We start from the raw sequence: 21,153 nt of genomic DNA on the forward strand, positions 1-21,153 counted from the left end.
AGCAATGTGCACCAAACCGGGCTACGCCTGGCGACTCTCTGCGGCCCGGTATTCCGGGCTATCAGCGACCAAAGTGGCTTAGCCGCGGTCCTTCTGGTATTCAGCGATAATTTCTCCGGCAATGGATACGGCGATCTCCGCCGGCAGTTTACCACTCACTTCGGCGATCCCGGCCGGACAACGCATCGTCTCCAGTTCTCCGGCAGTCATCCCCTTGCCTTCCAGCCGGTAGCGAAATCGCTGCCGCTTAGTCTGTGACCCAATCACCCCCAGATACCGGCAATCCCCCCGGCGCAGCACCTTCTCTGCCAGCTGTAAATCCAGGTCATGGTTATGGGTCATCACCACAAAGTAGCTGCCGGGCACGGCCGCCGTTACCACATCGACTAATTCTGTTTCACAATAACAGCGCACCCCCTGAGGGGCATGCTGTAAATATTCTGCCCGGCTGTCCGCCCAGACCAGCTGGCAGGGTAAGGTCGCCAGTAAGGCAATCAGTGCCTGTCCGACATGACCGGCCCCCAAAACCACAACCTGCGGACGTGAATTCCACAGCGGTTCAAAAAAGACGGAAACCGCCCCGCCACAGCATTGCGCAAATCTGGCTCCCAGCGAAAACTGCTCATAACGTGGCTGGCATTCCCCCTGTTGCAGCATTTCACGGGCAATTTCCATACAGCGGAATTCCAGCTGTCCTCCGCCGATGGTCAGCCAGCTTTGCTCTCCGGTAATGATCATCTTACTGCCGCCGCCACGGGGAACCGAACCACGTTCCCCCATCACGGTCACCAGCACACACGACATCCCCGCCTCGCGCAACTCCGCAAGCCGGGTGATCCAGTCGTCATTGTCCATTCCCGGCCTCCCGCAGTTTTTGTATCCCTGCCAGCACGCGCTCCGGGGTCGCCGGGCTGTCGGTCAGTGGATAATGGCGGTAGTCCGCCGTCGCTGAAATCGCATCCTGCAGGGCACAGAACACCGCGATTGCCAGCATAAAAGGCGGCTCCCCGACGGCCTTGGAATGGTAGACCGTCGGCTGACTATTCTCTCTCTCTTCCAGCAATTTGACCCGGAAATCGATCGGCATATCGCTGACGGCCGGGATCTTATAGCTGGCCGGCCCACGGGTCATCAGTTTACCGCTGTTGTCCCGGAACAACTCTTCGCAGGTCAGCCATCCCTGGCCCTGCACAAATCCCCCTTCAATCTGGCCAATATCCAGGGCAGGATTCAGTGATGTACCGACATCATGCAGAATGTCTGTCCGCAGCAGGCGATATTCTCCGGTCAGAGTGTCGATGATCACCTCACAGCAGGCGGCACCATAGGCAAAATAGTAGAAAGGTTGTCCGCGCCCCGCGGCACGATCGTAGTGAATTTCAGGGACTTTATAATACCCGGTGGCGGATAATGGCACCTGACTCAGCCAGGCCATCTGCGCAACATCCGCAAAGCTGTAATAGTGATCAGCGGCACGTATCACGCCATTACGGAACACGATCTCTTCGTCACGGCATTGATGTTTCTCTGCCAGCATCTCTGTCAGACGTGTACGTAAGGTGGTGGCCGCAATTTGTGCCGCTTTACCGTTAAGATCGGCCCCGCTGGAGGCTGCCGTCGGTGAGGTATTCGGGACTTTACTGGTATCGGTGGCCATAATACGGATCTTCGACGGGTTGATTTGCAGTACCTGCGCCACCACCTGAATCACTTTGGTGTTCAGCCCCTGTCCCATCTCTGTGCCACCGTGATTCAGCTGCACCGTACCGTCGGTATAAATCAGTATCAGTGCCCCCGCCTGGTTGAGAAACCCGGAAGTAAAAGAAATACCGAATTTCACCGGGGTCAGGGCCAGTCCGCGCTTCAGCCGGGTATGGCTTGCATTAAATGCACGGATGTCTTCACGTCGCCGGTGATAATCGCTGTCGCTGATCAGCTGCCGGGTGATTTCCGGCATCCGGTCATGCTTAATCTGCTGATAATAATGGGTGGTGTTACGTCCTTCGCCGCCATAGTAATTAAGCTGACGGATAGCCAACGGGTCACACCCCAGAAATGTGGCGATATGCCCCATAATATGCTCAATGGCCAGCATCCCCTGCGGGCCACCAAACCCCCGGTAGGCGGTATTAGACGCGGTATGGGTCCGGCAGCGGTAACCGGTGACACAGGCATCCCCGAGGTAATAGGCGTTATCCGCATGAAACATCGCTCGGTCCACAATCGAACCACTTAAATCCAGCGAATAACCACAGTCTGCCGCCAGGTCGATGTTCACACCGCTGAAACGGCCCTGTTCGTCGATACCCACGTCATAACGGACATAGAACGGGTGGCGTTTACCGGTGATCTGCATATCGTCACTGCGGGATAAGCGCATTTTTGCCGGCCGTCCTGTCAGGCGGGCAACCACCGCACAGAGACAAGCTACCCCGGCGGCCTGGGTTTCTTTCCCCCCGAATCCGCCCCCCATCCGGCGCATATCGATCACCACATGACTCATCGGGATATCCAGTACGGAAGCCACCAGCTTCTGTACTTCGGTCGGGTTCTGGGTCGAAGAGTAAACGGTGACACAGTCGTCCTCGGCCGGCAGAACCAGTGCCGTCTGGGTTTCCAGATAAAAGTGTTCCTGCCCCCCGATGGAAAACTCTCCCTGCAACCGGTGTTTTGCGAGGCCCAGGGCCGCCGCGACATCTCCGCGCTGGTGACGATGCGGCTCCTGCACATAGAACTCCTGAGCCAGTGCCTGACGCACATCCAGCACAGCCTCCATCGGTTCGTATTCAATTACCGCCCGTGCCGCCGCCTCAAAGGCCGCTTCACGGGTTTCGGCCGCGACCACCAGCACGATCTGCCCGTGGTAGAACACTTCGCCATCGGCCAGTAACGGATCACCGGCTTCTAACGGACCAATATCATTGACCCCCGGCACATCCTGGCAAGTGATCACCCGGACCACCCCCTCCACGTCATAACAGCGGCTGACATCCAACGTCATAATCCGTGCACGGGCATGTTCACTGAGCCGCGGAGCCAGATGCAACGTCCCGGCCAGACAGGTTTTATCATCGATGTACAACGCATCACCGCAGACATGCTTTTTAGCACTCTCATGGATTAGCGGACTGCCGACCGTGGCCGGACTTTCAGCGTCAAACAGTGCTTTCAGGGCTTCCCGGGAGAGCGCGACAGAATTATGAGACATAGTCGGAGATCTCCGTCAGGTCAGAAGGATCGCTATAGCGGAAATACCAGCGACGTAACAGATTTGCCGCCACATTACGTCGGTATCCGGCACTGGCCCGGAAATCACTCAATGGCTGAAAATCTTCAGACAGTGCGGCACAGGCCTGCTCGATCAGTGCCACGGTAATAACCTGCCCGGAGAGTGCGGCTTCACAGTGACGTGCCCTGCAGGGCGTCGCGGCCATTCCGCCGTAGGCGATCCGCACAAACTCCACACGCCCCTGAGGGTCTGCAGAAATCGTCATTGCGGCGAAGACAGCTGAAATATCATCATCCATCCGTTTTGAAACCTTATGCAGGCTGATTTTTTGTGACAGTGTCACGGATGGAATGATCACCGAGTGTATAAACTCTCCCGGCTGAAGGCGCGTTTGCCGGTAACCGGTAAAAAATTCTTCCAGAGGCAGCTGACGTTGCTGCTCCCCGCATTGCAGTATCAGCTGTGCATCCATTGCCAGAAGCACAGGCGCACAATCACCAATCGGTGACGCGTTAGCCAGATTACCGCCGACCGTGCCCTGATTACGGATTTGTAAGGATGCAAACCGGCTGAACAGCGCCTTCGTCGCCGGAATATGTTGTTCCAGAAATGTGGCAACCGTGGTCAGGCTGGCGGCCGCACCGATGACAAGCCTCTCTCCCTGACGGTAACACTGTTTCAGCTCCGGTACATGGCTCAGCGCCACCAGCACCGGGAACCGCTGATGAGACTGGGTAATGGCCAGCGACAGATCGGTCCCCCCGGCCACCAGCACGGCATCGGGATGCTGCTGACAAAGTCCCGCAAGCTGTGTCACATTCTGCGGCAGATAACAGACCCGCGCCTCTTGTTGAAGGACCTGTATTTCCGGTGTCTGTATCGCATTGAGCTGTTTTTTCGTCAGCGCCTGCTGACGCAGAAACTGATCCTGCCCCGTCCCCTGACGCATAATATCACTGGCGGCCTGCAGGATTGGGCGATAGCCGGTACAGCGGCAGAGGTTACCGGCCAGCGCCTGTTCTGTCTCTGTATGTCCGCCGGGACCCTTGTGTTTCATCAGGGCAAACAGGGACATCACAAAGCCCGGGGTACAGAAACCGCACTGAGAGGCATGGTTATCGACCATGGCCTGCTGTACGGGGTGAAGCTGCTGTCCCTCCTGCAGGTCTTCCACGGTGATCAGTTGTTTGCCGTGTAAGGCACTGACCAGTGTCAGGCAACTGTTCACCGTCTGATACTTCAGTTCATCCTCTTCCAGTGAAGCCACCACCACCGTACAGGCACCACAGTCGCCCGAGGCACAGCCCTCTTTGGTACCGCACCGCTGTTTCTCTTCCCGCAGATAATTCAGCACCGTCATATTCGGGTCCAGATGACTGACCGTAATCAGCTGCTGATTAAGCAAAAATTGCATGGTCATTCTCCTGTGTCTCACCCTGCGCCCAGACACATTCGCCGTTAACCCAGGTATGGGTGATATTACGTTCGTCCCCCAGTGTCATCAGGACAAAAAGCTGATCCGTAATATCCTGACTTCCGGCACAGCGCAGTTTCTGCAGCGGTGTGGCCTTCAGGTCAACCACAATAAAGTCAGCTTCTTTCCCCGGTGCGAAGTTACCGATAACATTATCCAGGTCCAGCGCATGAGCGCCGCCGAGCGTGGCATGATAAAAAGCTTCGCAGGCATTCAGTTTATAGCTCTGTAATTGCTGCACCTTATAGGCATCCCCCAGTGTACGCAGCAGACTAAAACTGGTTCCGGCACCGACATCGGTACCGATCCCGACCGGAATTTTCCTCGCCTTCGCTGCAGACAACTTAAACAGACCGCTGCCGAGGAACAGATTAGAAGACGGACAGAAAGCTACGGAAGAGCCGGTCTGTTCCAGACACGTCCATTCCTGATCCTGCAGATGAATACAGTGTGCAAAGACGCTGCGTTTCCCTGTCAGCCGGTAATGGTCATAGACGCCGAGGTAACTGTCATGTTCCGGGTAAAGCTCACTGACCCACTCAATCTCCCGTAAATTTTCACTCAGATGGGTCTGCATCCAGACATCCGGATATTCACGGCGCAGGTCGCCCGCCTGTTCCATCAGTGCCGGTGAGGAGGTAGGAACAAATCTCGGGGTGATGGCGTAACCCAGCCGCCCTTTTCCATGCCAGCGTTCGATCAGTTCACGGGTCTGCCGGGCGCTTTCGGCCGGATCTTCCTGTAAAGCCGCGGGCACATGCCTGTCCATCATGACTTTACCGGCAATAATACGCATGGCGTACTTCTGAGCTTCCCGGAAGAGCGCATCTACAGATTCCGGATGCACAGAGGCAAAGACCAGCGCAGTGGTCGTGCCATGACTGAAAAGCTGACGGATAAAAAAGGCCGCCATCGCACTGGCATACTCACTGTCTCCGTACTTGCTTTCCACCGGAAAGGTATACTGTTCCAGCCACTCCAGCAGTTGTTCCCCGTACGCGGCAATCATCTCTGTCTGTGGATAGTGAATATGGGTATCGATAAAGCCGGGCATAATCAGCCGACCCTGATAGTCGGTAAACACGCAGCCTTCCGGCACATCCTCCCTGCCGGTCCAGGGAGCCAGCGAAACGACCTTCCCGTCGGCAATTAATAGCAAGCCATCGGGCAGATAACGTAATTGCCCTGCAATTTCATCACTGTGGTGAGCCACTCCCGCATAATGGATAAATGCGGCACGGAATCCCTGCAGGCGTTTTTTTGACATCATAGTTTCCCGTCTCCTTTCCGGTCTCTTTCCCGAAATCGGCTGATAACCCATCCGTTATCAGGATACTATTGCAAGTAACATGCCAGAGTATTTTTTATTGAAAAGTTATTCATTTTCAACAAGTTAACCTGTTTATGCCCGAATGGTTTCCGGAGCATGCCGTTTTACGGGTTGAAATAAAAGCAACCGGTTGCATTTATCCGGCAACCGGTTGCGTTGATAATCATTCCCGGTGAAGCACGGTTACCGGCAACCCCGCTGCACTGTCAGAGTGCAGCGGGGTTGCCGGTGCACAACGAAAGAGCGCATGGCTGATGCGCAGATAACCGCCACCCGCTGCCATTGATAAGCGATAGGCATGTGTCAGTTTTCAATGCTATGTTTAGGGGACATCTCAGGAAAATAAAAGGAATAAAACATGATTATTTTGGTGACAGGCGCGACAGCAGGATTTGGTGAAGCTATTACCCGTCGTTTTATCGAAAACGGACATAAAGTGATTGCCACCGGACGTCGGGCCGACCGCCTGCAGCAACTGAAAGACACTCACGGCGATAGTCTGTATCCCCTCCGGCTGGATGTCCGCGACAAAGACGCTATCGATAACGCCCTGAGCGAATTACCCGAGGCATGGCAGGCTATCGATATTCTGGTCAATAATGCCGGGCTGGCGCTGGGCATAGAACCGGCACAGAATGCCAGTACTGACGACTGGGAAACCATGATAGATACCAATGCCAAAGGTCTGGTATTTATGACCCGGGCCGTATTACCGGGTATGGTAGCCCGTAATAAAGGTCACGTGATTAATATCGGGTCTACAGCCGGTAACTGGCCTTATATGGGCGGCAACGTCTACGGCGCCACGAAGGCCTTTGTCCGTCAGTTCAGTCTCAATCTGCGTACCGACCTGCAGGGCACGGCGGTACGGGTCACCAATATCGAACCAGGGCTGGTCGGCGGTACTGAGTTTTCAAATGTCCGCTTTAAAGGAGATGACAGCAAAGCCAGTTCTGTCTATGACGGGACACAGCCGCTGACAGCCGAAGATGTGACCGAATCTGTTTACTGGGTGTCTACCCTGCCGGCCCATGTCAACATTAATACCCTGGAAATGATGCCGGTCTGCCAGGCCTATGGTGGACTGAAAGTGATAAAGAATGGCTGAGTGACCCGTGTCCCCGCTCACCGCTCCGGACAGAGGCTGGCAGGTCAGGCCGTTCAAATGTTATACTGACGGAAGCAGGTACAGCTAAGGCCGGCTGTCCGTGATTGAGAGTAAAGGAACTCAATATGAAAAAGACTTCTGGAATTTTACCGGTGCTTCTGTGTGCGGTGATGGGTTGCGGAACGCTGGCAGCAATACCTGCCGCCCGGGCGGCGACTCAGCACATTGTTATTGATAACGGCGATAATGCGCTGACAAAAGAAGAAGCGCGTGAGCGCCAGCAGCAGTGGGACGAGACCCGCTCACTGCGGCATAAAGTGAATCGCAGGGTTGAGAAAGAGTTTGATAAAGCAGATAACGCTTTCGATACCCGTGATAAATGTGAGCAGAGTGCAAATCTCAATGCTTACTGGGAGCCAAACACTCTGCGCTGTTTAGACAGGCGTACCGGACGTCCTGTCACTCCCTGATGATAATAACAATTGCGTCTTTACAAAGAAAAGGAACTACCTATGAAACGTAAAATTCTGTGGGCCGGTGCCCTGTTGATTACCTGCCCTTTACTGGCTCAGGCCTCCTGTGAGTCGGTCAAAGCCGATATCAGCAAAAAGATCATTGCTAACGGTGTGCCTGAATCCGGCTTCAGCCTGGATATCGTGCCAAGCGACCAGGCCGATCAGCAAGGCGGTGTGGTTGTCGGACATTGCCAGAACGACAGCCAGAAGCTGGTCTATAAGCGTCTGAACGACAGCAACAGCCCGTCTTCCGCCGGCTAATCCGTTACAGGAGCAGGTCCCCTGCTCCTGTCTCATCTCATCTAAGCCTGTAAGCTTGTAAGCCTGTAAGCCTGTAAGCCTGTAAGCCTGTAAGCCTGTAAGCCTAAATTACCGCCTCTTCCGCCCGTGACAAATCCAGATATCGTGTCAAATCCCGTTGTTCTGCTCTGGGCAGGTACGGAATTTCGCCCAGTAAAGGGGCTCCGATCTGTTTTTTCAGTACGTCAATAATACTGGCATATTCTGCCAGCCCCGGATTGATACGGTTGGCTATCCACCCGTAAAGCGGTACACCATCACTGAGGATCGCTTCGGCGCTGAGCAGTGCATGATTAATACACCCCAGTTTGATCCCGACCACCAGGATCACCGGTAATTGCTGACTGACGACCCAGTCTGACAGCGGTCTTTCGTTATTCATCAGGCAGTGCCATCCGCCGGTACCTTCCACCACCACACAGTCAGACTGTGCACTGATGTTATTCAGTCCCGCGGTCAGAACCTCATAATCCACCCGGCACCCCGGGCTTGTGCTGATCTCATCGCCGGAAAGCGGAAACGGATTAATGACGTCATAGGGAAGCCCGACGCTGCTCGCCTTTTGTAATAGCAGTGCGTCGTTGTTACGCATCCCCTCCTCCGTCGGCCGGGCATTCTTCGCGACCGGCTTATATCCCACACAACTTTTTCCCTGTTGGGTGGCTGCCTGCAACAACGCCAGTGAGACGACTGTTTTACCTACAGCTGTGTCGGTGCCTGTAATAAACACTTTTTTCACGTAAGCTCCCTGGATGAACCATTACGGATATATCAGTTAATTGAATGTAAATCACATTTTAGGGGATCGCCGGGGGTGAGGAATTGCGTTAACGCAAGTTTAGGGTAACTTAACCTTGTAAAAGCTGAAGCAACAGTTCCCCGCTGTATAAAGCATCTTTAATCAACGCGGTTCCCGGGCGGGTGTCTGCCGGGCTAAAACTGGCAGGTCTGATGATAAGCAGGTCTCTGCGGCTGGCCACAGATTCATTTTTTATCGCGGAATACAGCGCGGGATAAAGAATTTCCGCTGCACTATTCAAGGCAGAATCTATCAATATATATTCAGGATTGAACAGATTGACCAGCATGGCCAGAGCACGACCCATCTGTTGGCCGCAATCACGGATGATCGCCTGTGACGGCAGATGGCCGGAAAGTGCTGCATGACATAACCCCGGAACATCAGCTTCCGGCAACGCAGTATGCCCGGAGGCCATCCATGCCTGCTGCCAGCGCTCTGTCAGCGGACCACTTCCCGCCAGCGTATTCAGACAGCCATAATGCCCGCACTCACAACGATGGCCTCCCGCCGCCATTACCGTATGACCAATCTCTGCCTGCGTGGTGCTGTCCTTGTGCAGGAGTCTGCCTGAGCTTATCACCGCGGCCTCAATCTGCCGGCCCGCCACCAGCTGGATAATATCCCCCGAGCCGCGGGCTGCACCGAAGTAATGCTCAGCCAGCAGGCTGGCTTTGACATTCTGCTGCACATAAATTGTAAGCCCAATCCGCTGATGCAGGATCTGCCCCAGTGGAATGTCTTTCGCATCATAATAAGGTATACGGTGTACGGTTCCGCTGGCGGCATGGATGATGCCCGGCAACAGGAGGGTGATCGCTGTCAGGCGTTCGGTCAGTGCGTGATTGCGGGAAAAAAAGTCCCCGATCACCTCAGAGAAATAGTCGGGAAGAGAGGTCGCGGGATCGTCGGGCAAAGACTGCCGGGCACTGACCACTTCCCGGCCACTGAGATCCCGCAGCGTCATCTGCAGGAACCGTCCTGTCATCCGCAGCACCAGAAACTGCCAGCTATCACAGTCCAGTACCAGACCGGTTGCCGGGCGCCCCCGCAGGCCCGCATCGGTCAGCGCACACTCCCGGACCAGCCGCGCCTCGAGCATATCCCGGATAATTTTGGTGATACTGGCCGGCGCCAGCAGAGAAAGGCGTGACAGCTCGATTCTGGACACCGGCCCGTAACAGTCAATCAGGCGATAGACTATCCCGGCGTTCACCTGCCGGATCAGGTCGATATGTCCTGGCTGATTTGCGTACACTCGCCGCCTCCCTGTATTTTCGTTACCCCCTGAATCAGAATGATTATGGGGGATTTACCGAGGGGCGGACGGCAACAAATAAGGAAATGTGATTGACTTCACACAAGATTATCTCAGGATAACGTAGCCAGTAACTCCAGCATATGACGTAACGGGGCCGTTACCTGCCGGTGCGCTGACCAGACCATCCATAATTCAGAACGGGCATCGGTTTCGGTCAGCTCCAGCCAGACAACTTCACTGAGCCGTGCCCGGCGGAATGACCTCGGTAAGATAGACACTCCGAGGCCGGTTGCCACCAGCCCGAGAATGGCCATGGCATCCCCGACCTCCAGCGTGATGTTCGGCGTCACCTCATAGCGTTGCAGCAGGCCGAGGATTTCACTGTACAGCGCCGTCCCCCCCTGATGATCAAAGAAGATAAACGACTCATCCCGTAACTGCTGCAGAGAAATTTTTCGTTCACCGGCCAGGGGATGGTCCTTATGGACCACCGCACACATGGTTTCGGTCTGGAGTAAGCGGTACTGGAGATCATCCGGCAGCGGCGTATTACGCATGATCGCCAGATCAATCCGCCCTTCCTGGAGCGGAGTCAGCAACTGCCGGCTGTTTCTGTCCTGCAGGTGCAAATGGACATCCGGATAGCGTCGGCGAAACTGGTAGACCACGTCAGGAATTTGTTTGATAAGCGGTGCTGAGGAGGTAAAGCCGATACGTAATTCACCGCTGTCGCCATAATGCAGACGGGAAGCCCGTTCGCTGGCCTGATCCACCTGCAGCAGGATAGCCCTGGCATCGGTCAGAAACTGCTGACCGGCGGTTGTCAGCTCTACCCGCCGGTTATTTCGGACGAACAGACAGGCATCCACCGCGTCTTCCAGCTGACGGATCTGCTGACTGAGCGGCGGCTGAGAGATATTCAGCCGCCGTGCCGCGCGTCCGAAATGCAGTTCTTCCGCCACCGCAATAAAGTAGCGCAGATGCCTTAACTCGATATTCATATGTAAATCATCTTATTTGAGATTATTAATATATTAGACAACTTATTTACGGTTTCCTAGAGTATCTGCACCCGAACAACAGAGGATCTTTCATGAACAGTACGTCCCGGGCGACGACGCTTCCGTTAACGGAAGAAGAGAGCCCTGCCCAACCGCGAAGTAAATCCCCCTATATTACTCGCGGCACCCGGGCTTTCCTGCAGGTCACCCTCGCCCTGTTTTCTGCCGGCCTTGCCACTTTTGCCCAACTCTATTGTGTTCAGCCGATACTTCCGGTGCTTTCCCATCAGTTTGATATCACTCCTGCGATGAGCAGCGTATCGCTCTCTGTCTCTACCGCCTGTATGGCGATCGGTCTGCTGATCACCGGGCCGATTTCGGATGCGGTAGGCAGGAAGAAAATGATGGTCGGCGCGCTGATCCTGGCGGGTTGCTTCACTATCGCCTCTTCGCTGATGACAAGCTGGACCGGAATGCTGATGATGCGTGCCCTGCTCGGATTATCACTGAGTGGTGTGGCAGCCGTAGCAATGACCTACCTGAGCGAAGAGATGCACCCCGGGGTACTGGCATTTTCCATGGGACTTTATATCAGCGGCAACTCGATAGGTGGAATGAGCGGCCGGTTACTGACCGGGGTGATCACCGACATCGCCAGCTGGCGGATAGCCATTCTGAGCATTGGTTGCTGTGCCCTGGCCTCCGCAGTAATGTTTGCCAAAATTCTGCCGGCTTCACGCCACTTCCGCCCGGTCGCCCTGAAGCCAAAAGCGCTGTTCATTAATTTCCGTCTGCATTTCCGTGATAAAGGCCTGCCGCTGCTGTTTATCATCGGCTTCCTGGTGATGGGGGCGTTTGTCACCCTGTTCAACTATATCGGGTACCGGTTGTTAAATGCCCCGTATTCTATGAGTCAGGCCACCGTCGGGTTGATCTCCATTGTTTATCTGGCCGGTTCCTGGAGTTCACCCAAGGCCGGAGCCCTGAGTGCACGCTTCGGCCGTGGCCCGGTGTTCCTCTTTTGCGCAGGCCTGATGCTGACAGGTGTATTGCTGACACTGTTCCCCACTGTGTGGCTGATCCTGCCGGGTCTGCTGATGTTCACCGGCGGCTTCTTTGCGGCACACTCTATTGCCAGCAGCTGGATAGGCATCCGTGCCCGTCGCGCCAAAGGCCAGGCCTCCTCGATGTATCTGTTCTGCTATTACGGTGGTTCGAGCATTGCCGGGACCTCCGGCGGGATCTTCTGGAAACTTTACGGCTGGCCGGGTGTGGCCGCATTTATCGCCGTGCTCTTATGTCTGGCGCTGTTTGTTGGCTATAAACTGATGCGTCGCCTGCAACCTGTGACCTGACGACACGACCTCAGCGCCCTGTCACGGGCGCTGAACCCTTCCTGTGCCTGCCCGCCGCTGTTTCCCGTCCTGTTTAATGACTACTTCCGCCACGTTTTATCTTATACTGTCTGCTCTTTTTCGGTCCGGCCTGACACCCATATCGCGGACCCGGGTATATTAAATCTGCGGAGAAGATGATGTCCGAAAACTATCAGGGGGGTTACCACCGCTGGCAAATCCGTTTGCACTGGTTAACATTGATATTGCTGGTAATTGTATACGCGACCATCGAGTTGCGGACCATGGCCACCCGCGGGTCTTTAGAGGGCAGGATCCTGACCGGCACCCATATGAGTTGCGGTGTGCTGATTTTAACCGCGATGATCGTACGCCTGGCCTTACGGTTCGTCTTTAAATCGCCGCAGATTACGCCCCGCTTACACTGGCTGAATAAACTGGTTTCCTGGCTGGGGCAATGCGCGCTCTATCTGCTGTTTATCGGTCTGCCGGTGATGGGAATAACCTCACGTTATTTGCATGGGATCCCCTGGCAATTATTTGGTATTCCGATGCCACAGTCGCCGCACCCCGATGTTGTACTGAGCCATCAGATTATCCGCTGGCATGAGATCCTGGCACTGTCCGGATACTGGCTGATTGGCTTACACGCGATGGCCGCTCTGGCTCACCATTTCCTGCGTGAAGATAATGCCCTGCAAAATATGCTCCCACGGCGGTGGCGGACAGTAAAATAATCGTTCATTTCTTCAACAGACAGGACAATTAATGGTTCCCTCTGCCCGGTAAAGTCGTCACAATTGTTCTATAGTGTGATTTAGATCACTCAACAGCTAAGGTAAAAAGCATTTTTTATGACAGCAGATCCGCAAACAATGCATGAAACCCCGGGCCACACCTCCAGGAAAGTTGCCTGGTTACGGGTGCTACTGATGGCTATTGCAGCCTTCATTTTCAATACCACAGAATTTGTCCCTGTCGGGCTGTTGTCCGATATTGCTGCCAGTTTCAATATGAAAACGGCGGATGTCGGCATCATGCTGACAATTTACGCATGGTGTGTCGCCCTGCTGTCGTTGCCTCTGATGCTGGTTACCCGCAATATTGAACGCAGGATCCTGCTGGTCGGTTTACTGGTCATTTTCATTGCCAGTCATATTCTGTCCGCCTTCGCCTGGAGCTTCAATACCCTGCTGATTTCCAGGATCGGTATCGCCATCACCCATGCGGTGTTCTGGTCGATCAATGCCTCTCTGGCTATCCGTATTGCACCACCGGGTAAAAAGACCCAGGCGCTGAGTATGATAGCGACCGGGACCGCTCTGGCGATGGTACTAGGGGTGCCGCTGGGACGGATTATCGGCCAGACCATGGGCTGGCGTACCACCTTCGGTCTGATCGGCGTCGCCTCGTTCGTACTGATGATTATGCTGGCACGGCTGCTGCCAAAAATGACCAGCGAACACACCGGCTCCCTGAAAAGTCTGCCGGAACTGTGCCGCCGTCCTGCCCTGATGAGTATGTATCTGCTGGTCACCCTGGTCGTGACGGCGCATTACACGGCCTATAGTTATATTGAGCCGTTTATGCAGCAGATCGCGCACCAGGATGAAAACTTTACCACCCTGCTGTTATTACTGTTCGGCGGCGCGGGGATCTTCGGTAGTGTGCTGTTCAGCGCCCTGGGGAAACGTCTGCCTTCTGCATTACTGGCCGGGGCCATCGCGGCGATTACCCTCTGTATGGGTCTGTTGTGGCTGACCGCCGCCCACCCGGGTGAGATCAGCCTGTTGTGTATTGTCTGGGGGATCGCGATGATGTCGATCAACCTGGCGATGCAGGTCCGGGTATTGTCCCTGGCCCCGGATGCGACAGATGTGGCGATGTCTTTGATGTCCGGTATTTATAATATCGGTATCGGTGCCGGCGCGTTGATCGGTAATCAGGTCAGTGGTCATATCGGAATGGCCGCGGTGGGTTATGTCGGTGCAGCTTTTGGTGCCGTGAGCCTGTTATGGTGTCTGTACAGCCTGCGTAAATACCCGCAACTCCGCTCTAACTTCTGAAAATCTCCCCGGCATTCCGGGGAGAGTCACTCGTTCAGCGGGCCGGAAGCTCAGTGATCTGACTTTCCGGCCCGTTTTTTTTCACCGACTCAATGCCTTTGTCCCGTGCGGCAGTCGAGCTGTAGAGCTCACTTTTCCCAATCACCTGATGATTGGCCGAACGCAGCGTAAAATAAGGTTCGCCATTTTTGGCCGTCAGATGCTGATAATACTGATCATCGGCACTGTGTTTCTGAACCGAAGCAATCCCGTTGTGACACGCACTCTTTGTCGTATATCCCTCGCTGCTGAGGATAATCTCACCATTGGCGGCTTTCAGACGGAAATAATATTGCTGATCTTTCCCCTGGAAGACCTCATACTTTCCACTCATGTTCGCTCCTTTATCGGGTTAACCGTTTTAAGTGTTTGCCCGATTGACCAAAAAATCAACAAAGAAAAAGCAGAAAGGTTAGAAAGGTTATCACCGCTCAGCGAAGCGCTGTGTCGGCTTAATCACCGTCTGCACCACCGTCTGCGCCCCTGCGGGTAATGGCGGCGTTATTCCCCGACACCCGGGCCGGTATCACTGCACCTGACTAAGCACTAAGCACTAAGCACTAAGCACTAAGCACTAAGCACTAAGCACAGTATCATCCGTGATCGTTATTACCACAGTGCGTTATCACAATAGTTAATAACATAACATAATTAACATAGATGGTGCTTTTATCGCCACCCCTCCCGCCAGGACAGCATTAGCCGGGGGCTTTTCCGGAGAACCGCTCTCTGTTGTCGTTCCGGCAGGCTTCTGTTTTTCTAAGAGAAACATACATCGCCCCGCTTCCGCCATCACGCGGTGCAGCCATACAACAGGCCTGGACCTCCGCTAATTCAGGCAACCACATCATCAGATAACTGCGTAATACATTTGCCGGTCCTCTCATCTCACGGGATTTGCCATGGATAATAAGAATATTACGGCCACCGCGCCGTCTGACCTCGGCGATAAACCGCAATAATTGCAGACGGGCATCTTCCGGCCGCACCCGTAACAGCGAAAGTGATCCTTCCGGCCGGTAATGCCCCCGCCGTAATTTATCCATCACACCCGGCTGGGATCCGCGACAACGATATTCCGGCTCTGCGGTTAATGGTAACAGTGTCAGGGGGGACAGCGGCAGACTCTCTGCCGTACTGCCTTCAGCCCCGTGCGACGGCGCCTGGCTTACCGGACGCGACAAATACCGTTTGTCATTGTTTTTAAGCGGATTAACGTCCGACATTGCGTTTATAAACGCTTCATGATCATCGTGAAGAGTCATTATTCCCCCTCGCCAGCCCGGAACCGGTTACCGCGGACCCCCGACGCCGCTATTGCCGGGCCGGGCTTTTATCGCAGATAACCCTGAGTAAATTCTGAATCTGTGATCACTTTAAGGTAATCTATACCCCTGCTTAACCTGTGGAGATAATTTAGTTTATACTGCCACCGGTGAATAACCTGATGAATTCACGAAATATTTTAAAAATATTTTTTAAAATTTAAAATAATTTAGTAACAGACGCCTATAAACCTGTTTTTCTTCGCGAAAAATGTTAAAATCTTTGTCAGTTAATCACTACCGGAACTGAATTATGATTCCAGAAAAAAGGATTATTCGTCGGGTTCAATCTGGCGGTTGCGCAATCCATTGTCAGGATTGCAGTATCAATCAGTTATGCATCCCTTTTACCCTGAATGAACATGAGCTTGACCAGCTGGATAACATCATTGAGCGTAAAAAACCCATTCAGAAAGGCCAGTCACTTTTCAAAGCGGGTGACGAATTAAAATCACTTTATGCCATTCGTTCCGGCACGCTGAAAAGTTATACCATTACCGAACAGGGTGATGAACAGATCACCGGTTTTCATCTGGCCGGCGATTTAGTCGGTTTCGATGCCATTATTACCAGCCATCATCCCAGCTTCGCTCAGGCCCTGGAAACCTCAATGGTCTGCGAAATCCCGTTCGAAACCCTTGATGACCTGTCAGGCAAAATGCCGGCCCTGCGCCAGCAGATGATGCGCCTGATGAGCGGGGAAATCAAAAGCGATCAGGACATGATCCTGCTGCTGTCGAAAAAAAGTGCCGAAGAACGTCTGGCCGCTTTTATCTGGAATCTTTCCCGCCGGTTTGCCCAGCGCGGTTTCTCTCAGCGTGAGTTTCGTTTAACGATGACTCGTGGAGATATCGGTAATTACCTCGGGCTGACCGTTGAGACCATCAGCCGTTTGCTGGGACGTTTCCAGAAGAGCGGTATGCTCGCCGTGAAAGGAAAATATATCACGATTGAGAACCATGCCATGCTGACCGAGCTGGCGGGTCAGACTGCCCCCTGCAGCTAACCGCTGCAGGCGCGTTCCTTCCGGATGACAGGCGTGGCCCGGAATGGCCATGCCCTGTAATAACTTTTCTTCTCCCTGCGAATAACTTAGGCTATCTTTAGTCAATCAGAGGTTTTCCGTGGAGATGTCAGAGATGTCCATCTATCAGAATGTGCTGGTCGCTATTGACCCGGAGCAGGACGATCAACCGGCGTTACGGCGTGCGGTCTATCTTAATCAGCGTATCGGCGGAACAATTAAAGCCTTTCTGCCTATCTATGACTTTTCCTATGAAATGACCACCCTGCTCTCGCCGGATGAGCGCACCAGTATGCGGCAGGGAGTCATTAATCAGCGGAGTGAATGGATCCGGCAGCAGGCGAAAGCTTATCTCGATGCCGGGGTCAACATCGAAATCAAAGTGGTCTGGCACAACCGCCCTCATGAAGCCATCATCGATGAAGTGGTGGAATACCGGCATGATCTGGTTCTGAAGATGGCGCATCAGCATGATCGGCTGGAATCGGTGATCTTCACCCCCACAGACTGGCATTTACTGCGCAAGTGCCCAAGCCCGGTCTGGATGGTCAAAGATCAGCCGTGGCCGGAGGGCGGTAAAGCTCTGGTGGCGGTGAACCTTTCCAGCGATGAACCCCACCACGATGCTCTGAACCAGAAACTGGTCCGGGAAAGTCAGCGACTGGCGGAGATGGTCAACCACACCGAAGTACATCTGGTCGGGGCTTATCCGCTGACACCGGTCAATATTGCGATTGAACTGCCTGACTTTGATCCTGAAACCTACAATGAAGCCATCCGGGGTCAGCACCTGATTGCGATGAAGGCCCTGCGTCAGCTGTTTTCTGTAAGTGATGAATTCACCCATGTGGAAAAAGGCGATCCTGAAGAAGTGATTACGGCGACCGCGACGCAACTGGATGCCGGGGTCGTGGTTCTCGGTTCCCTTGGCCGTACCGGACTCTCCGCGGCCTTCCTGGGAAATACCGCCGAACAGGTGATCGATCATCTGCGCTGTGACCTGCTGGTCATTAAACCTGATGACTTCGTCGCCCCTGAAACGAAAAACGACCCTCAGCCAGAAAATCAATAATTCCCCTCCCGGCTTCCCTGCGCCCGCAGGGAAGCCGTTCATCAGATGATCATCCTGCCGTAGTATTCTGTTCAGCCATCATTGTCAGCTGTGCTGGCCCTGGGGCAGGGACATTTTCATCTCTGCCCGGCGTAATGATTAAATTGACTGAGACAGCACATTTATTACATGCAATAATCGTCGGCAAACAGGCTATTTATTAATATCCGGCATCGTTTCGACTCATTCAGGCGTAAGGGAAAGGATTATTTGTTTATGAATCTAAAGAAAACTTTTTTAGTTGCGGCGCTTTTCTCCGTAACCACGGTAAATGCTTTCGCAGCTCAGGTACTGACCCCGGAAAAAGCCGCTCAGCTGGAACCTTTCACCCGCATCACTATCACCGGTCACTTTAATTCACTGGGAGATGCCAGTGATGCGGTTTCCCGACGGGCGGATGAATTAGGTGCGGCGGCATTCTATGTGGAAGGTGTGAATGATGCCACCGGCAACAGTGGTAACTGGCGTGTGACTGCCGCGCTGTATCACAGCAATGCGGCTCCGGCCCCTAAAAAAACCGGTTTCCGTACCATTAACGGTGTTCAGCAGTTACCTAAAATGGAGGCTTACCGGCTGGTGCCTTTTGATACCGTGACGGTCAGCGGCTATTTCCCGAGTCAGCCGGATGTGGTCGATGCCATTACCCGTGCCGCTAAAGCGAAGGGCGCAGCCTCGTTTTTTATCGTACGCCAGATAGATGCCAACAATGGCGGCAACCAGTATATCACCGCCTATATCTATAAAGCCGATGCCAAAACCCGCCAGGTTCAGAGCCCGGATGCCATTCCTGCAAATTCTGAAGCCGGTAAAGCCGCATTAGCGGCAGGTGGCAGTGCTGCGAAGAATGTCGAAATCCCGGGGGTTGCCTCTTCCGATACCCCGGACAGAAGTATCGGCCGCTTCTTTGAGACCCAGTCCTCGACCGGTAAACGTTACACTGTCACGCTCCCGGATGGCCGTACCGTCCAGGATCTCAGCGCGCTGACGGCGGCACAGATGACACCGTTTGATACGGTGACCATCACCGGACACTTCGGAACACCGACAGAAGTCTCGGATGCCATCGGGCGTCGCGCCGCAGAGACAGGCGCTAAGTTCTACCACATCACCCGTCAGTGGCAGAACCAGAGCGGTGGTAACCTGACCGTGACGGCAGAACTGTTTAAATAATGCCTTATCCGCCTCCGCGGGGAATATTATTTACCCGCGGAGGCCGCTGTTCCCCCGCTTTGATCCTTTTTCGCATTGCGTTCCCTTGCCCCACTCCGTAGAATCACCGCCCGGCCGTATCCGGTGATAAATTTCATCTGAATTTCATTCGCCAGCAGCTTCTTCTGCTTATCGCGTGAAACGGCGTAACAGGTACTATTTTAATCAGGAATGTCATGTCAGAGAAAAAATTAGGGTTTGGCGCATTAACAGCCCTGGTACTGAGTTCGATGCTGGGGGCCGGTGTCTTCAGCCTGCCACAAAATATGGCCGCCGTCGCCGGCCCCGCCGCGTTACTCTGCGGGTGGCTGATCACCGGAGCCGGTATCATCTTTCTTGCACTGGCGATGCTGTTACTCAGCCGGATGCGCCCCGACCTGGATGGCGGCATCTATACCTATGCGCGGGCTGGTTTTGGCGAGGTCGTCGGTTTCTGTTCGGCATGGGGCTACTGGCTGTGTGCCGTCATCGCCAATGTGTCTTACCTGGTGATCGTCTTTTCGGCCCTCAGTTTCTTTACCGACAGTCCGGGACACATTATCTTCGGTGAGGGAAATACCTGGCCTGCCATTACGGGTGCCTCATTATTGCTGTGGCTGGTCCATTTCCTGGTGCTGCGGGGCGTTCAGACCGCCGCCAGTATCAACCTGCTGGCTACCCTCGGGAAACTGATCCCGCTGTTTCTGTTTGTCGTACTGGCGATATTTGCGTTCCGCTTTAACAACTTTGTCCATGATTTCCGCGGACTGAGCCTGGGCGTCCCCCTCTGGTCGCAAATCAAACAGACGATGCTGATCACCCTGTGGGTATTTATCGGGGTGGAAGGTGCGGTGGTGATCTCAGCCCGCGCCAGTCACCGGCGTGATGTCGGCCGGGCAACGCTGTGGGCTGTGCTGGCGGCTCTGCTGGTGTATCTGCTGGTAACATTATTATCGCTGGGAATTGTGCCGCGTACGCAGCTGGCTGAGATGCATAACCCGTCGATGGCCGGGCTGCTGTCCGCGATGATCGGCCACTGGGGCACGGTCATTATTGTGACCGGACTGGTACTCTCTGTGTCGGGGGCCTATCTGAGCTGGACCATTATGGCCGCAGAGATCCCTTTCCTGGCAGCACGCACAGATTCCTTCCCGCGTATTATCTCCCGTCAGAACCGGCATGATGCCCCGTCCGCCTCTCTCTGGCTGACTAACGGCAGCGTTCAGGTCTGTCTGCTGATTATCGGGCTGACCCATGCGGATTATAATAACCTGCTGAATATTGCCTCTGAGATGGTGCTGGTTCCGTATCTGCTGGTGGGGCTGTTTCTGATTAAGACCGCCGGGCGCAGAATGTCCGCGGCACTACTGACCGGCATCGGCGCGTCGGTCTATGGATTCTGGCTGCTGTATGCTTCCGGGCCGGTCAACCTGGTGATGTCGCTGATGCTGTACGCGCCGGGACTGTTTCTGTTTATCTATGCCCGTTATACCGCCCCGCAGAGCATTGCGCTGACGCGCAGGGATAAGTTGCTGATCACCCTGCTGCTGCTTGCTGCCCTGGGCACCGGCATCCTGCAACTGCGGGCCTGAAAGGCCGGCAACCGTTAAGGCTCAGGTAAGCACGATACTCAGACAATCTCCGGCTTGTCTGAGTATCAGCGGTTTGCGATACTCTTCATAAATCCCGGCTAATTGCCCTTCAGAGAGCGGGTAAGGCAGCTGAATATCAAAACTCACAATTTTCTGTTGTTCCGCGAGCGCAATCAGCCGTGCGATATTGATTTCATCACTGACCTGAGTTGAAATAATCTGCAGGGCCATCTCTTTAAAGAGCTCGGCATCCGTAACCTGAGGATCGTTACGCAATGTTTTGCGTGTCACTATTCCGAAAACCGGTAACACGCCATAGATTGCATCAACAAAGCTCCACTGTTTTTTACAGGATGAAGAGAGATAATCGCTGTAATTAAAACAGATGCATTGATTATGTATGCCCGAGGCTAATTTATCATCAGACACTCAACCC

20 protein-coding genes are annotated in these 21,153 nt (G+C 54.1%); 10 read left to right on the top strand and 10 right to left on the bottom strand.

From position 1 onward, the window contains the following. Nucleotides 1-78 precede the first annotated feature (78 nt). From xdhC to guaD, 4 genes are read right to left on the bottom strand one after another with little or no spacing between them, the layout of a single operon-like run. On the bottom strand, nucleotides 79-855 hold the full coding sequence (gene xdhC / locus ABD035_RS16730) for a xanthine dehydrogenase accessory protein XdhC (protein WP_343871262.1): 777 nt from the start codon (nucleotides 853-855) through the stop codon (nucleotides 79-81). Next, nucleotides 845-3,208: a xanthine dehydrogenase molybdopterin binding subunit gene (gene xdhB / locus ABD035_RS16735; protein ID WP_343871263.1), complete on the bottom strand. Its 2,364-nt coding sequence runs from the start codon at nucleotides 3,206-3,208 to the stop codon at nucleotides 845-847. The genes xdhC and xdhB overlap by 11 nt, the downstream gene beginning before the upstream one ends. Continuing rightward, nucleotides 3,198-4,643, bottom strand: coding sequence for a xanthine dehydrogenase small subunit (gene xdhA, locus ABD035_RS16740; protein WP_343871264.1), 1,446 nt, complete (start codon nucleotides 4,641-4,643; stop codon nucleotides 3,198-3,200). Before xdhA ends, xdhB begins: the two co-directional genes overlap by 11 nt. Next, nucleotides 4,627-5,970 (bottom strand): guanine deaminase, encoded by a 1,344-nt coding sequence (gene guaD, locus ABD035_RS16745; protein ID WP_343871354.1) that lies wholly within the window; start codon nucleotides 5,968-5,970, stop codon nucleotides 4,627-4,629. The genes xdhA and guaD overlap by 17 nt, the downstream gene beginning before the upstream one ends. A 421-nt stretch (nucleotides 5,971-6,391) precedes the next feature. On the opposite strand from guaD, the gene ydfG reads away from it, so the two are divergent. The 3 genes from ydfG (at nucleotide 6,392) to ABD035_RS16760 (ending at nucleotide 7,917) form a co-directional block, all read left to right on the top strand. Continuing rightward, entirely contained in the window at nucleotides 6,392-7,141 is a 750-nt protein-coding gene (gene ydfG / locus ABD035_RS16750) for a bifunctional NADP-dependent 3-hydroxy acid dehydrogenase/3-hydroxypropionate dehydrogenase YdfG (protein ID WP_212712891.1), read from the top strand. Nucleotides 7,142-7,266: 125 nt separating this feature from the next. Further along, nucleotides 7,267-7,611, top strand: coding sequence for a DUF1283 family protein (locus tag ABD035_RS16755; RefSeq protein ID WP_343871265.1), 345 nt, complete (start codon nucleotides 7,267-7,269; stop codon nucleotides 7,609-7,611). A 42-nt stretch (nucleotides 7,612-7,653) separates the two neighbouring features. After that, nucleotides 7,654-7,917 carry a DUF1161 domain-containing protein gene (locus ABD035_RS16760; RefSeq protein WP_343871266.1) on the top strand — a complete coding sequence of 88 codons (264 nt, stop codon included), beginning with the start codon at nucleotides 7,654-7,656 and terminating at the stop codon, nucleotides 7,915-7,917. Nucleotides 7,918-8,020: 103 nt separating this feature from the next. Here the strand turns inward: ABD035_RS16760 and bioD are convergent, their stop codons facing one another. From bioD to ABD035_RS16775, 3 genes are all read right to left on the bottom strand, one after another. Next, nucleotides 8,021-8,695: a dethiobiotin synthase gene (bioD, locus tag ABD035_RS16765; RefSeq protein ID WP_212712894.1), complete on the bottom strand. Its 675-nt coding sequence runs from the start codon at nucleotides 8,693-8,695 to the stop codon at nucleotides 8,021-8,023. A 109-nt stretch (nucleotides 8,696-8,804) separates the two neighbouring features. Next, on the bottom strand, nucleotides 8,805-10,013 hold the full coding sequence (locus tag ABD035_RS16770) for an ROK family protein (protein WP_343871269.1): 1,209 nt from the start codon (nucleotides 10,011-10,013) through the stop codon (nucleotides 8,805-8,807). Nucleotides 10,014-10,126: 113 nt separating this feature from the next. Then, complete coding sequence (locus tag ABD035_RS16775) at nucleotides 10,127-11,017, bottom strand: LysR family transcriptional regulator (RefSeq protein ID WP_343871270.1); 891 nt, start codon at nucleotides 11,015-11,017, stop codon at nucleotides 10,127-10,129. Nucleotides 11,018-11,109: 92 nt separating this feature from the next. Here ABD035_RS16775 and ABD035_RS16780 point away from each other — a divergent pair, with 92 nt between their 5' ends. From ABD035_RS16780 to ABD035_RS16790, 3 genes are all read left to right on the top strand, one after another. Further along, nucleotides 11,110-12,372 (top strand): MFS transporter, encoded by a 1,263-nt coding sequence (locus ABD035_RS16780; RefSeq protein WP_343871272.1) that lies wholly within the window; start codon nucleotides 11,110-11,112, stop codon nucleotides 12,370-12,372. A gap of 179 nt (nucleotides 12,373-12,551) precedes the next feature. Beyond that, complete coding sequence (locus tag ABD035_RS16785; RefSeq protein ID WP_343871274.1) at nucleotides 12,552-13,109, top strand: cytochrome b/b6 domain-containing protein; 558 nt, start codon at nucleotides 12,552-12,554, stop codon at nucleotides 13,107-13,109. A 138-nt stretch (nucleotides 13,110-13,247) separates the two neighbouring features. Continuing rightward, complete coding sequence (locus ABD035_RS16790; protein ID WP_425579737.1) at nucleotides 13,248-14,438, top strand: sugar transporter; 1,191 nt, start codon at nucleotides 13,248-13,250, stop codon at nucleotides 14,436-14,438. Between the two features lie 34 nt (nucleotides 14,439-14,472). Here ABD035_RS16790 and ABD035_RS16795 read toward each other — a convergent pair whose 3' ends face one another. Both ABD035_RS16795 and ABD035_RS16800 read right to left on the bottom strand, forming a co-directional pair. Further along, on the bottom strand, nucleotides 14,473-14,811 hold the full coding sequence (locus ABD035_RS16795) for a YegP family protein (protein WP_343871276.1): 339 nt from the start codon (nucleotides 14,809-14,811) through the stop codon (nucleotides 14,473-14,475). A 364-nt stretch (nucleotides 14,812-15,175) separates the two neighbouring features. Further along, entirely contained in the window at nucleotides 15,176-15,742 is a 567-nt protein-coding gene (locus tag ABD035_RS16800; protein ID WP_343871278.1) for a Smr/MutS family protein, read from the bottom strand. 313 nt (nucleotides 15,743-16,055) lie between these two features. On the opposite strand from ABD035_RS16800, the gene fnr reads away from it, so the two are divergent. The 4 genes from fnr to ABD035_RS16820 all read left to right on the top strand — a co-directional run bounded on the left by fnr (nucleotide 16,056) and on the right by ABD035_RS16820 (nucleotide 20,717). Beyond that, nucleotides 16,056-16,808, top strand: a complete 753-nt coding sequence (gene fnr, locus ABD035_RS16805; protein ID WP_212712901.1) for a fumarate/nitrate reduction transcriptional regulator Fnr — start codon at nucleotides 16,056-16,058, stop codon at nucleotides 16,806-16,808. A gap of 133 nt (nucleotides 16,809-16,941) precedes the next feature. After that, a complete protein-coding gene (gene uspE, locus ABD035_RS16810; protein WP_343871280.1) occupies nucleotides 16,942-17,898 on the top strand; it encodes a universal stress protein UspE in 957 nt (318 codons plus the stop codon). Between the two features lie 255 nt (nucleotides 17,899-18,153). Continuing rightward, nucleotides 18,154-19,107, top strand: coding sequence for a DUF1471 family protein YdgH (gene ydgH, locus ABD035_RS16815; RefSeq protein WP_343871281.1), 954 nt, complete (start codon nucleotides 18,154-18,156; stop codon nucleotides 19,105-19,107). Between the two features lie 215 nt (nucleotides 19,108-19,322). After that, complete coding sequence (locus ABD035_RS16820; RefSeq protein WP_343871283.1) at nucleotides 19,323-20,717, top strand: basic amino acid/polyamine antiporter; 1,395 nt, start codon at nucleotides 19,323-19,325, stop codon at nucleotides 20,715-20,717. 21 nt (nucleotides 20,718-20,738) lie between these two features. Here ABD035_RS16820 and ABD035_RS16825 read toward each other — a convergent pair whose 3' ends face one another. Further along, nucleotides 20,739-21,146 (bottom strand): hypothetical protein, encoded by a 408-nt coding sequence (locus ABD035_RS16825; RefSeq protein WP_212712905.1) that lies wholly within the window; start codon nucleotides 21,144-21,146, stop codon nucleotides 20,739-20,741. Between the last annotated feature and the right edge of the window lie 7 nt (nucleotides 21,147-21,153).

This window comes from Tatumella terrea (genome assembly GCF_039523755.1).
In the GTDB taxonomy this organism is placed as follows: Bacteria; Pseudomonadota; Gammaproteobacteria; order Enterobacterales; family Enterobacteriaceae; genus Tatumella; species Tatumella terrea.